Origin of the sequence: Burkholderia sp. SIMBA_062, from assembly GCF_046534765.1 — a bacterium.
GTDB lineage: Bacteria > Pseudomonadota > Gammaproteobacteria > Burkholderiales > Burkholderiaceae > Burkholderia > Burkholderia ambifaria.
In genome coordinates, this window is the sequence record NZ_JAWRYD010000048.1 from 11171 (window position 1) to 24073 (window position 12903).

The window sequence follows — 12903 nt, forward strand, 5'->3', positions numbered from 1 at the left end:
GCCGGCCGGGCCGGGGGGCGGAAACCCGCAGCGCGGAAATGAAAAAGCCCGCCGGAGGCGGGCTTTTCTGGTCGGGCGATGCGCCGCTTAGCGGTGCGTTTCGACCTGCTGCATCGGCGTCGGGTCGACCGGCGGCTGCGCCTTGCGCTCGCGCGGCACGCGGGCCGGACGCGGCAGGCGCGATGCGGCTTCCTGTGCAGCGCGGAACTTGTCGGCGTCCGTGTTCACCCACACGAGACCGGCTTGCTCCAGCACGGCATCGAGGCTCGCCGAAGCAGGCGCGGCGGCCGGCTGGGCGGGCGCCGGAGCCGGCGTGGCAACGGTTTCGGCCGGTGCGGCTTCGACGCGAGCCGGTTCGACGTGAGCCGGAGCGACCGGTGCCGGAGCAACGGGTGCCGGAGCGACTTCAGCTGCGACGACCGGTGCCGGTGCGGCTTGCTCGACGGGCGCGGACTGCGGCGCTTCGACGCCAGCCGGTGCGGCCGGCACTTCGAACGCATCGGTCGGCGAAACCGCGACCGGAGCCGGGCCGGCTTCCGATTCAGCGGCCGGCGTGACCGGTGACGGTTCGGCTGCCGGTGCGACCGGCGCGGGCTCGAGCGGTGCGACCGGCGTCGCTTCGACACGAACCGGTGCCGTTTGCGACTCGACCGCGGCCGGTGCGACCGCTTCGGCACGCTCCTCGACTTCGGCTTCCGCAACCGCGGCGCCTGCTGCCGAAACGGCTGCCATGGACGCCACGGCGACCGGTGCGGCCGCACGGGCCGGCTCGACCGCGTTCGGGGCTTCCGTCGTCACGGCGTGCACGGGGGCTTCGCCGTCCGCGCCTTGCTCGGCGTGCTCGACCGCCGAGCCTTCGTCCTCGCGCTCGCGACGACCACCGCGGCGGCCGCGGCGGCGACGGCGACGTTCCTCGCCGTCACGTGCGCCGGCTTCCGCGTCGGCACCGACATCGGCGCCCGGCAGCGCTGCGACAGCCTGGTCGGCTTCCGCTTCCGGATGGTTCTCGCCACGGTTGACGGTCTCGAGCGTCGCCGCGTGCTGCACCGGCTTGCGGCGCTCACCACGCTCGCGACGTTCGCCGCGTTCCTGGCGCTCGCCGCGGCCGGCTGCCTCGACGGCTTCGGGCTGCTCGACGCGCTCACGCGGTTCGCGGCTCTCGCGCGGCTCACGGCTTTCACGCGGCTCGCGCGGTTCGCGGCCTTCGCGCGGGCCTCGGCCCTCACGACCTTCGCGACCCTCGCGGCTTTCGCGCGGCTCGCGGCTTTCACGCGGTTCACGACCCTCGCGCGGTTCACGCGGTTCACGAATTTCCTTGCCTTCGCGTTCCTGGCGTTGCGGCTGGCCACGGCCCGTCGCTGCCTGCTCGCGGCCACCCTGGGCCTGCTGGACACCGCCGCGGCGGTTGCGGTTGCGATCGCCGCCGCGCTGCTCGGTCTTCTCGGTCCGCTCGCGGGCCGGACGGGCAGCCTGTTCCTTCGCCGGTGCCGGTGCAACCGGCGCGGGCGCCGGAGCCGGCGACACGCCGAACAGACCCTTCAACCAGCCGATGAAGCCGCCGCTGCTTGCCACGGCGACCGGGGCGGGCGCCGCAACCGGCTCGGCCGGGCGCTGCGGTGCCGCGCCCGGAGCCGGACGCTCGGGCGTGATGCCCTTGACCGCCGCTTCCTGCTTCGGCTTCACGTCGGCCGTGCGCTTGCTGTAGCCGGTTTCCGACTCCAGTTCGCGGGCGGCTTCCTCGGCCATCTTCCAGGACGCGCGCGGATCGTCGAGGCGCGCGTCGTCGTGGCGCAGGCGCTCGAGCTTGTAGTGCGGCGTATCGAGGTGCTTGTTCGGGATCAGCACGATGCCGACCTTGAAGCGCGACTCGATCTTGTTGATTTCCTGACGCTTTTCGTTGAGCAGGAAGGCGGTCACCTCGACCGGCACCTGGCAGTGGATCGCCGCGGTGTTTTCCTTCATCGCTTCTTCCTGAATGATCCGCAGGACCTGCAGCGCGGACGATTCGGTATCGCGGATGTGGCCGGTGCCGTTACAGCGCGGGCACGTCACGTGGCTGCCTTCCGACAGCGCCGGACGCAGGCGCTGGCGCGACAGTTCCATCAGGCCGAAGCGGGAGATCTTGCCCATCTGCACGCGCGCACGGTCGTGCTTGAGCGCGTCCTTCAGGCGCTGCTCGACTTCGCGCTGGCTCTTGGCCGACTCCATGTCGATGAAGTCGATCACGATCAGGCCGCCGAGGTCGCGCAGGCGCAGCTGGCGGGCTACTTCGTCCGCCGCTTCGAGGTTCGTGCGGGTCGCCGTTTCCTCGATGTCCGCGCCCTTGGTCGCACGCGCCGAGTTCACGTCGATCGCGACGAGTGCTTCGGTGTGGTCGATCACGATCGCGCCGCCGGACGGCAGCGGCACCGTGCGCGAGTACGCGGTCTCGATCTGGTGCTCGATCTGGAAGCGGGAGAAGAGCGGCACGTCGTCGTGGTAGCGCTTCACCTTCGACACGTTGTCCGGCATCACGATGTCCATGAACGCACGGGCCTGATCGTGGATCTCGGTCGTGTCGATCAGGATTTCGCCGATATCGGGCTGGAAATAGTCCCGGATCGCGCGGATCACGAGGCTCGATTCCAGATAGATCAGCATCGGCTGGCCGGCATTGCCGCTTTGCGACGCCGCTTCGATCGCGCGCCACAGCTGCAGCAGGTAGTTCAGGTCCCACTGCAGTTCCTCGGCGCTGCGGCCGATGCCCGCGGTGCGGGCGATCATGCTCATGCCGTCCGGAATCTGCAGCTGCGCCATGGTTTCGCGCAGTTCCTGGCGCTCGTCGCCTTCGATCCGGCGCGACACGCCGCCGCCGCGCGGATTGTTCGGCATCAGCACGAGGTAGCGGCCGGCGAGCGAGATGAACGTGGTGAGGGCGGCGCCCTTGTTGCCGCGCTCTTCCTTCTCGACCTGAACGATCAGTTCCTGGCCTTCGCGCAGGGCATCCTGGATGCGCGCCGAGCGCATGTCGATGCCGTCCTTGAAGTACTGCCGGGCGACTTCCTTGAACGGCAGGAAGCCATGGCGGTCTTCGCCGTAGTTGACGAAGCACGCTTCGAGCGACGGCTCGATACGGGTGATGACACCTTTGTAGATATTGCCTTTGCGCTGTTCGCGCCCGGCTGTCTCGATGTCGATGTCGATGAGCTTTTGCCCATCGACGATGGCGACGCGCAGCTCCTCCTGCTGCGTCGCATTGAACAGCATGCGTTTCATGAACGACTCCAGGCGGCTCCGCTGCCGGCGCCTCGCGGTTGTCAGTCGCGAAGGCGGGAACGACGGCAGGCCGCACCTTGTTGTGTTGTCACCAGCACGCTGGAGCGGGAAGGATGGCGGGGAGAATTGCCTGAAGAGGCGCTTGGGCCCCGAAAGACGGGGCCGGCGGCCGTTGGGCACCTGCGAATACGGTTTCAAAGCACGGCGTTCACACACCGCACGCTGCACAAGCGCGCTAAGCCTGAGTCCGGGCATCGCCACGGGCGCGCGCAATGCGTCGCGCGCGCCGACGGGCGGCAGATGCTGCGGCTTGGGCCGCAGCGGGGAGTATCGAATCCAACCCGACTTTCCCGCTTGGGGTGTACTTCCCTGGTTTGACGTCGCCAAGCCCCGCACCTTCGCGGGGCCAAATCAGGCGCAACGCCGTAATTTTCGCAACCGGCAGCCTGCGGACGCACTTCGCGCCGTCGGGCTGCCGATCAAATTCTTTTCAACCAACTTTCCGTTACCGCGGCGCCTTGCCGACCGAATCCGCCTGTGGGCGCGATCCTTGCCGACGGGCGGCGCCGTGCGTGCAACTTGCTGCATCTCTTTGATTAGGGGCGAGCAGCGGACCCCCGGCGCAAGTAAAATAGCAGTTTGCGCTTGCGCCTTGCCCGATTCAGCCGGGGCCGGCCTGTCAGGCCACCCTCAACGTCAGGCTGGGCAAAATTATATTCAGTATGAATGAGTTAGGCAAAATATCCCAGAATTCAGTCGCAAGCGGCCAGGTATCGATGATCGAGATCGACGAAAACTCGGCCGGTCAGCGGATCGACAACTTCCTGTTGCGCGTCTGTAAAGGCGTGCCCAAAAGCCATATTTACCGGATCCTGCGCAGCGGCGAAGTGCGCGTCAACAAGGGTCGGGTCGACGCCCAGTACCGCCTCGCGTTCGGCGACATCGTCCGCGTGCCGCCCGTGCGGGTGGCGGCGGCCGATCTCGCGTGGGCCGACACGCCGATCGTGCCGCCCGCCCAGTTCGAGGTGCTGTACGAAGACGATGCGATGCTCGTCATCAACAAGCCGGCCGGCGTCGCGGTGCACGGCGGCAGCGGCGTCGCGTTCGGCGTGATCGAGCAGATGCGCCAGGCGCGTCCGCGCGCCAAATTCCTCGAACTCGTGCACCGGCTCGACCGCGAGACGTCCGGGATCCTGATGCTCGCGAAGAAGCGCACGGCGCTCGTGGGCCTGCACGAGCAGATCCGCGAAAACCGGATGGACAAGCGTTACTTCGCGTGCGGACACGGCGAGTGGCAGTCCGACTGGGGCCGCCGCCGCGCGGTGAAGGCGCCGCTGTTCAAATATTCGACCGCGGAAGGGGAGCGGCGCGTGCGCGTGCAGGACGACGGCCTGCCGTCGCACACGGTGTTCAACCTGCTCGAGCGCTGGCCGGATTACGCGCTGGTCGAAGCGGAACTCAAAACGGGCCGGACCCATCAGATCCGTGTGCACCTCGCGCATCTCGGCCTGCCGATCGCCGGCGACGCCAAGTACGGCGATTTCGCACTGAACAAGGCGCTGGCGCGCGCGAACGCGCAGCCGTCGCTGAAACGGATGTTCCTGCATGCGCACCGGCTGAAGCTCGCGCACCCGCTGACCGGCGAGCCGCTGCAGTTCGATGCGCCGCTGCCGGACGAATGCCGGCGCTTCCTCGATCAACTCCGCGCTTTGCGCGATAACGCATGACTCGCATGGCCCGACAGCAATTTGACCTGATCGTCTTCGACTGGGACGGCACGCTGATGGATTCGACCGCGCACATCGCGCACAGCATCCAGGCCGCGTGCCGCGATCTCGGTCTGCCCACGCCGTCGGACGAGGCGTCCCGCTACGTGATCGGCCTCGGCCTGCGCGATGCGCTGCGCATTACCGCTCCGACCCTCGATCCGTCCGACTATCCGCGGCTGGCCGAGCGTTACCGCTATCACTACCTGCTGGACGATCAGCGCATCGAATTGTTCGCCGGCGTGCGCGAACTGCTGGCGGAACTGCGCGATACCGGTTACCTGCTCGCGGTCGCGACCGGCAAGGGCCGGGTCGGGCTGAATCGTGTGCTCGACCAGTCGAAGCTGACGAGCCTGTTCGATGCGACGCGCTGCGCGGACGAAACGTTCTCGAAGCCGCACCCGGCGATGCTGCACGAACTGTCCCGCGAATTGGGGCAGGATCTGGCGCGTACCGTGATGATCGGCGACACCACGCACGACCTGCAGATGGCGGCGAGCGCGGGGGCGGCCGGGGTCGGCGTCTCGTACGGCGCGCATACGGCCGATGCGCTGGCCGCGCTGACGCCGCGCTTCGTCGCGCCGGACGTCGTCGCGCTGGCGGCGTGGCTGCGGGAGCACGCGTGAGCGCGGCGCCCGAAGCCGTGCGCGTGTGCGCGTCGGACGCCTTGACCGACGGCGGCGCCGGCGTGCGCGTCGACGCGACGCTGCGCGGCGAGCAGGCGGTCGTGTTCTTCGTGCGCTACGACGGCCGTGCATACGGCTACCTGAACCGCTGCGCGCACGTGCCGATGGAGCTCGACTGGGCCGAAGGGCAGTTCTTCGAGTCGTCGGGCCTCTACCTGATGTGCGCGACGCACGGTGCGATCTACGCGCCGGATACCGGCAAGTGCGTCGGCGGCCCGTGCCGCGGCGGCCGCCTGCGGCCGGTGGAGGTCGACGAGCGCGACCTGCCGGACGGCCGTGCGGTATTCTGGGTGCCCGATGCCGACCTGCGTCCCGCCGCTTCACCCCCTCCCGCCACGACCGACTGACGACACCACTGCATGGCCGACCAACCGAATATTCCTGATTCCTCGTCCCGTCCCGACAGCCGCGAGCCGAACTGGGAGCGCGCGGCGCTCGAGCGGATCGCGCTCGCGGCCGTCAAGGAACAGCGCGCGGCGCGGCGCTGGAAGATCTTCTTCCGCTTCGCGTTCCTCGGCGTGTTCCTGCTGCTCGCATTCGCGCTGATCGATTTCTCGAGCGACGCGAAGTTCGCGTCGAGCGGGCGTCACACGGCGCTCGTGACGATCGACGGCGAGATCGCGGCAGGCACCAACGCGAACGCCGAGGACATCAATACGGCGCTCGATGCCGCGTTCGACGACGACGGCGCGGCCGGCGTCGTGCTGCGGATCAACAGCCCGGGCGGCAGCCCGGTGCAGGCCGGGATGGTCTACGACGAGATCCGTCGGCTGCGCACGAAATATCCGGACAAGCCGCTGTACGTCGTCGTGACCGACATGTGCGCATCGGGCGGTTATTACATTGCGTCCGCCGCTGACAAGATCTTCGTCGACAAGGCGAGCATCGTCGGCTCGATCGGCGTGCTGATGGACGGGTTCGGCTTCACGGGCCTGATGGGCAAGCTCGGCGTCGATCGCCGCCTGCACACGTCGGGCGAAAACAAGGGCTTCTACGACCCGTTCTCGCCCGAGACGCCGAAGATGGACGCCCATGCGCAGGCACTGCTCGACCAGGTCCATGCGCAGTTCATCAAGGCCGTGAAGGACGGTCGCGGCAAGCGGCTGCACGAAACGCCCGACATGTTCTCGGGCCTGTTCTGGACGGGCGAGAAGAGCGTCGAACTCGGGCTCGCCGACGGCTACGGCACGACCGACACGGTCGCGCGCGACGTGCTGAAGGCGCCGGATCTCGTCGACTACACGGTGAAGGAAAGCCTGACGAACCGCGTCGCGCGCAAGTTCGGTGCGGCGGTCGGCGGGGCGGCGATGAAGGCGCTCGCCGCGGGCGGCACGTCGTTCAGCCTGCGCTGAGCGAGGGCTCGCGCGGCGGCGAACGCGGCCGGGCGCCCCGTGCCGCGAAGCGGCTGCGGGGCCGGCGCGTCAGTTCGCGAGCAGCAGGAAGATGGCGGGGCGCTTGTGAAGATTCGGCGCCGGCGCCTTTTTCCAGTCCGCCACCGAACGGCTGGCGATCGTCTCCGTCTCCAGGGTCAGATCGGCCGCGACGCAGATCTGCGTCGACGGCGCGCAGGTCGCGACGAGCGTGTCGAGCATCGCGTGGTTCCGGTACGGCGTCTCGATGAAGATCTGCGTCTGGCGGCCCTTGCGCGACAGTTGCTCGAGCTCGCGCAGGCGTTTCGCGCGCGCGGCTGCGTCGACCGGCAGGTAGCCGTTGAACGCGAAACTCTGGCCGTTCAGGCCCGACGCCATCAGCGCGAGCAGGATCGAACTCGGCCCGACGAGCGGCACGACCTTCACGCCGCGTTCGTGCGCACGGCGGACCAGCAGCGCGCCGGGGTCGGCAACGGCGGGGCAGCCGGCCTCGGACACGAGCCCGGCGTCCGTGCCCGCGAGCACCGGTGCGAGCAGCTTGTCGATCTCGCCGGCCGGCGTGTTGACGTTCAGTTCGCGGATCCCGATTTCCTGGATCGGCCGCGTCGTGCCGATCTTTTTCAGGAACGCGCGGGTCGTTTTCGCGTTTTCGCCGATGTAATAGCCGAGCGTGCCGGCGCGCGCCTGCACGGCCGCGGGCAGCACGGCCGCGAGCATCGATTCGTCGCCTTCGCCGAGGGTGTTCGGGACGAGATAAAGTGTGCCGGCCGTCATGCGCGGTCTCCGTGGGTGGTGAAGAGCGGATAGCCCGCGGTGCGCAGCATCCGGGTGAGCGCGATCAGCGGCAGGCCGACGAGCGCCGTCGGGTCGTCGGAGTCGATCGCGTCGAGCAGCGCGATGCCGAGTCCTTCGGACTTCGCGCTGCCGGCGACGTCGTACGGCGTTTCCGCGCGCAGGTACGCATCGAGTTCGGCTTCGGGCAGCGAACGGAAGCGCACGTGCGTGACGACGTCCTCGCTCTGCGTTTCGCCCGTGCGGCTGTCGTACAGGCTGAGCGCACTGTGGAACTCGACGTCGCGGCCCTGCATCGACAGCAGCTGCGCAAGCGCGCGCTCGTGCGTGCCGGGCTTGCCAATCTGGAGGCCGTCGAATGTCGCGACCTGGTCCGACCCGATCACGAGCACGCCGTCCGGCGCGTCGATGGTCGCGGCGACCGCGCGCGCCTTCGCACCGGCGAGACGCAGCGCGGTCGCGGCCGGCGTTTCACCCGCGAGCGGGGTTTCGTCGAGGTCGGGCGATACGACGTCGAACGGCAGACCGAGGCGCTCCAGGAGCGTGCGGCGGTAGCGGGAACTGGAGGCGAGAATCAGCCGCGGCGGGCGGCAAACGGTATGCGGCATGGTCGATTGGGTCGGTGAGTCGTCAGGTGTGGCGCGGCGTTGCGAGGGCGCAAGCATAAGTGATTGACCGCAAAAGGTAAAACAGGTATGCTTTCCCGCTTTTCGTCGGCAGGCTTTCGCAGTGGTGGCGCCTGCCGGGTCTTCGGAAGTAAAGTTACGTAATCGTACGTGGCGTAGATCACGTCCGTGGGCGGCGCCAAATGAGCGGCGCCAGCAAGCCGGATCCCGCAAGTCAGCCTGGAGGCAGGAGCGCAACATGAACACTTCTTCTGGCAAGCCGGCGGCACCGCTTGATCCGCACGCAGTCGACCTGTTCGAATTCGCCCGCAGTGGGCGGCAGGCAGCGGGTGCGGTGCGCCTGTCGCAATTGCCGCGCATGTTAAACGAAGTGGCGGCGGACGCGCCAGATCGCGACACGGTCTTCACGTGGCAGGCCGAAGGGTTCACCCAGAAGGAGTTGCAGGACGACGGCGCCGATGGGCAGCAGCCGTATCTGCGACTCGCGGTGCATGGCCATGCGTGGCTCACGTGCCAGCGCTGCATGACCCCGTACGACCAGACGTTCGACGTCGACATGACGTACCGTGTCGTTGCGACCGAAGAAGAAGCTGAAGAATTTCCGCTCGACGACGATGAAGCCGATGTGATCGTGGGCACACGCCAGTTCGATCTCGTCGACTTGATCGAAGAGGAGTTGCTGCTTTCGTTGCCGCTCGTGCCCAGGCATGAGGTTTGCCCGGCAGTTCACGAAAGCCTCGTGTCGGGTGTGAGCGGTCCTTTGGAAGACGCGGACGAGGAGTCCGTCGAAGACGAGGGCGAAGGCAAACGGCCGAATCCGTTCGCAGCGCTGCAAGCGTTGAAGAAGGACGGGGACGGCGGCAAGAAACACTAAGCAGTTGTGGCACGGGAAGGCGTAAAGGCTTTGGGCCAGGGTAGTTAAGCGCCGGATCGGGCTGTGTTAGAATCCGGAAAATCAATTAGGAGTTAGTCATGGCAGTCCAGCAAAACAAGAAGTCGCCGTCGAAGCGCGGCATGCATCGTTCGCACGATTTCCTGACGGCAACGCCGCTGGCAGTCGAGCCGAGCACGGGTGAAGTGCACCTGCGTCACCACGTCAGCCCGAACGGCTACTATCGCGGCAAGAAAGTCGTCAAGACGAAGAACGACTAAGCGTCAAGTCACGCGTTGCGCGCTACGCTCGCCGTTCGCGTGACAACTGGTTCGCTTGACACTTTCCTGGCTCAACAAAAAGGCGGCATTCAACTGCCGCTTTTTTGTGCCTGAAATTCGTCGCATTCCATGACCGTAAAGCTCACAATCGATTGCATGGGAGGCGACCACGGCCCGTCCGTGACCGTTCCCGCGGCAGTCAAGTTCGTCCGCGCGCATCCTGATGCGCACCTGATGCTCGTCGGCATCGAAAGCGCGATCCGCGCTCAGCTGAAAAAGCTGAAAGCCCTCGACGATCCCGCGCTGACCATCGTGCCCGCCACCGAAGTCGTGGCGATGGACGACCCTGTCGAAGTGGCGCTGCGCAAGAAGAAGGATTCTTCGATGCGTGTCGCGCTCAATCAGGTCAAGGAAGGCGCGGCCCAGGCCTGTATCTCCGCCGGCAACACCGGCGCGCTGATGGCCGTGTCCCGTTATGTGCTCAAGACGCTGCCCGGCATCGAGCGGCCTGCGATCGCGTTCGCGCTGCCGAACCCGACCGGCTACACGATGATGCTCGACCTCGGCGCGAACGTCGACTGCGAGCCACAGCATCTGCTGCAGTTCGCAGAGATGGGGCACGCGCTCGTCGCCGCGCTCGAGGGCAAGGAGCGTCCGACGATCGGCCTGCTGAACATCGGCGAAGAGGTCATCAAGGGCAACGAGACGATCAAGCGCGCGGGTGAACTGCTGCGCGCCAGCACGCTGAATTTCCGCGGCAACGTCGAAGGCAATGACATCTACAAGGGTACGGTCGACGTGATCGTCTGCGACGGGTTCGTCGGCAACGTCGCGCTCAAGACGTCCGAGGGGCTCGCGCAGATGCTGTCCGACATCATCCGCGAGGAGTTCGGCCGTTCGCTGATGTCGAAGCTGATGGCGTTGCTCGCGCTGCCGGTGCTGATGCGCTTCAAGAAGCGCGTCGACCATCGCCAGTACAACGGCGCGGCGCTGCTGGGACTGAAGGGCCTCGTGATCAAAAGCCATGGTTCGGCCGATGCCTACGCGTTTGAGTGGGCGATCAAACGGGGTTATGATGCCGTCAAAAACGGCGTGCTGGAGCGCCTCGCGCGCGCGATGGCGGACAATTCGGTGTCGCTCGGCGACGGTGGACACGACGCGGGCGGCGTGGCTCCGACGAGCCCGGCCGCAGGCCATCACGCTGAACCTTCCGCTGCGCAATCCTCTAAAGCATAAATGGCCCAATCGACTCTCTATTCCCGCGTGCTCGGCACGGGCAGCTACCTGCCGCCCGACCGCGTCACGAACCAGCAACTCGCCGATCGTCTCGCAAAGGAAGGCATCGAGACGAGCGATGAGTGGATCGTTGCGCGCACGGGCATCCATGCGCGTCATTTCGCCGCACAGGACGTCACGACGAGCGATCTCGCGCTCGAAGCGGCGCGTCGTGCGATCGAGGCGGCCGACATCGATCCGCAATCGATCGATCTGATCATCGTCGCGACTTCGACCCCGGATTTCGTGTTCCCCAGCACGGCGTGCCTGCTGCAGAACAAGCTCGGCATCAGGAACGGCGGCGCGGCATTCGACGTGCAGGCCGTGTGCTCCGGCTTCGCCTATGCGATGGCGACGGCCGACAGCTTCATCCGCAGTGGCCAGCACCGTACGGCGCTCGTGATCGGCGCGGAGACGTTCTCGCGCATTCTCGATTTCAAGGACCGCACGACCTGCGTGCTGTTCGGCGACGGCGCGGGCGCGGTGATCCTGTCCGCATCGGACGAGCCGGGCGTGCTCGGCAGCGCGCTGCACGCGGACGGCAGCTATTCGCACATCCTCTGCACGCCGGGCAACGTCAATCGCGGCGTGATCGACGGTAGCGCGTTCCTGTACATGGACGGGCAGGCCGTGTTCAAGCTCGCGGTCAACGTGCTCGAAAAGGTCGCGATCGAGGCACTTGCCAAGGCGAATCTCGCACCCGAGCAGGTCGACTGGCTGATTCCTCACCAGGCCAACATCCGCATCATGACCAGCACCTGCCGCAAGCTCGGCCTGCCGCAGGAGCGCATGGTCGTGACGGTCGATCAGCACGGCAACACGTCGGCTGCATCGATCCCGCTGGCGCTCGACACCGCGGTGCGCGACGGTCGCATTCAGCGCGGCCAGCACGTGCTGATCGAGGGCGTCGGCGGCGGCTTCACCTGGGGCGCGTCGGTCTTCCGCTTCTGATCCGCGGCGCGCGACTGCCGCGCGCGGCTCCCAAACCGGCGCGCCGTTCGCGCGCGCCGTTCGAATCGATTCAATTGGGGACGATATGAAATTTGCATTCGTTTTTCCGGGGCAGGGCTCGCAGTCGGTCGGCATGCTCAACGCATTCGCCGATCTGGCCGTCGTGCGCGAGACGCTCCAGGAAGCATCCGATGCACTCAATCAGGATCTCGGCAAGCTGATCGCCGAAGGTCCGGCCGAAGAGCTCAATCTGACCACCAACACGCAGCCGGTGATGCTGACGGCCGCCTATGCGTGCTATCGCGCGTGGCAGCAGGCTGGCGGCCCGGCACCGTCGATCGTCGCAGGTCACAGCCTCGGCGAATACACGGCGCTCGTCGCCGCGGGCGCGATCGCGTTCAAGGACGCGGTGCCGCTCGTGCGCTTCCGTGCGCAGACGATGCAGACGGCCGTGCCGGTCGGCCAAGGCGGCATGGCCGCGATCCTGGGCCTCGATGACGACACGGTGCGCGCGGTGTGCGCCGAAGCCGCGGAAGCGGGCGTCGTCGAAGCCGTGAACTTCAACGCGCCGGCGCAGGTCGTGATCGCGGGCGCGAAGGCGGCCGTCGAGAAGGCGTGCGAAATCGCGAAGGCGAAGGGCGCGAAGCGCGCGTTGCCGCTGCCGGTATCGGCGCCGTTCCATTCGTCGCTGCTCAAGCCGGCGTCGGACCAGTTGCGCGACTATCTCGCGAACGTCGACGTGAAGGCGCCGCAGATTCCGGTCGTCAACAACATCGACGTCGCGGTGGTCGGCGATCCGGCCGCGATCAAGGACGCGCTGGTGCGTCAGGCCGCGGGCCCGGTGCGCTGGGTCGAATGCGTGCAGCACATCGCGGGCACGGGCGTCACGCACGTGATCGAATGCGGTCCGGGCAAGGTGCTGGCGGGCCTGACGAAGCGCATCGACGGCAACCTGGTCGGCGCATCGGTGTTCGATCCGGCGTCGCTCGACGAAGCACTGAAGCTGGCGACCGCCTGACGCGGCGCCTTT

Annotated in this window: 12 protein-coding genes; 9 read left to right on the top strand and 3 right to left on the bottom strand. The window is 67.3% G+C overall.

Going from position 1 to position 12903, the window contains the following annotated elements:
- Positions 1–87: 87 nt before the first annotated feature.
- Positions 88–3255 carry an Rne/Rng family ribonuclease gene (locus SB786_RS32745; protein ID WP_410731088.1) on the bottom strand — a complete coding sequence of 1056 codons (3168 nt, stop codon included), beginning with the start codon at positions 3253–3255 and terminating at the stop codon, positions 88–90.
- Positions 3256–3977: 722 nt separating this feature from the next.
- Here SB786_RS32745 and SB786_RS32750 point away from each other — a divergent pair.
- Genes SB786_RS32750 through SB786_RS32765 form a run of 4 tightly spaced genes read left to right on the top strand, consistent with a single transcriptional unit; the run spans position 3978 to position 7059 of the window.
- Positions 3978–4982, top strand: a complete 1005-nt coding sequence (locus SB786_RS32750) for an RluA family pseudouridine synthase (RefSeq protein ID WP_410731089.1) — start codon at positions 3978–3980, stop codon at positions 4980–4982.
- Positions 4983–4987: 5 nt separating this feature from the next.
- Positions 4988–5647: an HAD-IA family hydrolase gene (locus SB786_RS32755; RefSeq protein ID WP_034176397.1), complete on the top strand. Its 660-nt coding sequence runs from the start codon at positions 4988–4990 to the stop codon at positions 5645–5647.
- Complete coding sequence (locus tag SB786_RS32760; RefSeq protein ID WP_410731090.1) at positions 5644–6054, top strand: Rieske (2Fe-2S) protein; 411 nt, start codon at positions 5644–5646, stop codon at positions 6052–6054. The genes SB786_RS32755 and SB786_RS32760 overlap by 4 nt, the downstream gene beginning before the upstream one ends.
- A gap of 12 nt (positions 6055–6066) precedes the next feature.
- Complete coding sequence (locus SB786_RS32765; RefSeq protein ID WP_410731091.1) at positions 6067–7059, top strand: S49 family peptidase; 993 nt, start codon at positions 6067–6069, stop codon at positions 7057–7059.
- Between the two features lie 69 nt (positions 7060–7128).
- Here the strand turns inward: SB786_RS32765 and SB786_RS32770 are convergent, their stop codons facing one another.
- Together SB786_RS32770 and SB786_RS32775 are read right to left on the bottom strand one after the other, a co-directional pair.
- Complete coding sequence (locus SB786_RS32770; RefSeq protein WP_175754845.1) at positions 7129–7851, bottom strand: SAM-dependent methyltransferase; 723 nt, start codon at positions 7849–7851, stop codon at positions 7129–7131.
- The gene (locus SB786_RS32775; RefSeq protein WP_006759763.1) at positions 7848–8477 is read right to left on the bottom strand and encodes a Maf-like protein; all 630 of its coding nucleotides are present in this window, start codon (positions 8475–8477) and stop codon (positions 7848–7850) included. The genes SB786_RS32770 and SB786_RS32775 overlap by 4 nt, the downstream gene beginning before the upstream one ends.
- A gap of 256 nt (positions 8478–8733) precedes the next feature.
- Between SB786_RS32775 and SB786_RS32780 the strand changes: the two genes are divergently transcribed.
- The 5 genes from SB786_RS32780 (at position 8734) to fabD (ending at position 12891) form a co-directional block, all read left to right on the top strand.
- Complete coding sequence (locus tag SB786_RS32780; RefSeq protein ID WP_410731092.1) at positions 8734–9369, top strand: DUF177 domain-containing protein; 636 nt, start codon at positions 8734–8736, stop codon at positions 9367–9369.
- A 98-nt stretch (positions 9370–9467) separates the two neighbouring features.
- Entirely contained in the window at positions 9468–9647 is a 180-nt protein-coding gene (rpmF, locus tag SB786_RS32785) for a 50S ribosomal protein L32 (RefSeq protein ID WP_006759765.1), read from the top strand.
- A gap of 129 nt (positions 9648–9776) precedes the next feature.
- Complete coding sequence (plsX, locus tag SB786_RS32790; RefSeq protein ID WP_006759766.1) at positions 9777–10883, top strand: phosphate acyltransferase PlsX; 1107 nt, start codon at positions 9777–9779, stop codon at positions 10881–10883.
- Entirely contained in the window at positions 10884–11873 is a 990-nt protein-coding gene (locus tag SB786_RS32795) for a beta-ketoacyl-ACP synthase III (protein ID WP_410731093.1), read from the top strand. It begins immediately after the preceding gene.
- Between the two features lie 85 nt (positions 11874–11958).
- Positions 11959–12891 (top strand): ACP S-malonyltransferase, encoded by a 933-nt coding sequence (gene fabD, locus SB786_RS32800; RefSeq protein ID WP_410731094.1) that lies wholly within the window; start codon positions 11959–11961, stop codon positions 12889–12891.
- Positions 12892–12903 lie beyond the last annotated feature (12 nt).

Bases quoted from the DNA above. Each gene is read 5' to 3' on its own strand.
- SB786_RS32775 (WP_006759763.1), bottom strand. From the start codon at position 8,477: ATGCCGCATACCGTTTGCCGCCCGCCGCGGCTGATTCTCGCCTCCAGT.
- SB786_RS32765 (WP_410731091.1), top strand. From the start codon at position 6,067: ATGGCCGACCAACCGAATATTCCTGATTCCTCGTCCCGTCCCGACAGC.
- rpmF (WP_006759765.1), top strand. From the start codon at position 9,468: ATGGCAGTCCAGCAAAACAAGAAGTCGCCGTCGAAGCGCGGCATGCAT.
- SB786_RS32770 (WP_175754845.1), bottom strand. From the start codon at position 7,851: ATGACGGCCGGCACACTTTATCTCGTCCCGAACACCCTCGGCGAAGGC.
- SB786_RS32750 (WP_410731089.1), top strand. From the start codon at position 3,978: ATGAATGAGTTAGGCAAAATATCCCAGAATTCAGTCGCAAGCGGCCAG.
- SB786_RS32745 (WP_410731088.1), bottom strand. From the start codon at position 3,255: ATGAAACGCATGCTGTTCAATGCGACGCAGCAGGAGGAGCTGCGCGTC.
- SB786_RS32755 (WP_034176397.1), top strand. From the start codon at position 4,988: ATGGCCCGACAGCAATTTGACCTGATCGTCTTCGACTGGGACGGCACG.
- fabD (WP_410731094.1), top strand. From the start codon at position 11,959: ATGAAATTTGCATTCGTTTTTCCGGGGCAGGGCTCGCAGTCGGTCGGC.
- plsX (WP_006759766.1), top strand. From the start codon at position 9,777: ATGACCGTAAAGCTCACAATCGATTGCATGGGAGGCGACCACGGCCCG.
- SB786_RS32780 (WP_410731092.1), top strand. From the start codon at position 8,734: ATGAACACTTCTTCTGGCAAGCCGGCGGCACCGCTTGATCCGCACGCA.
- SB786_RS32795 (WP_410731093.1), top strand. From the start codon at position 10,884: ATGGCCCAATCGACTCTCTATTCCCGCGTGCTCGGCACGGGCAGCTAC.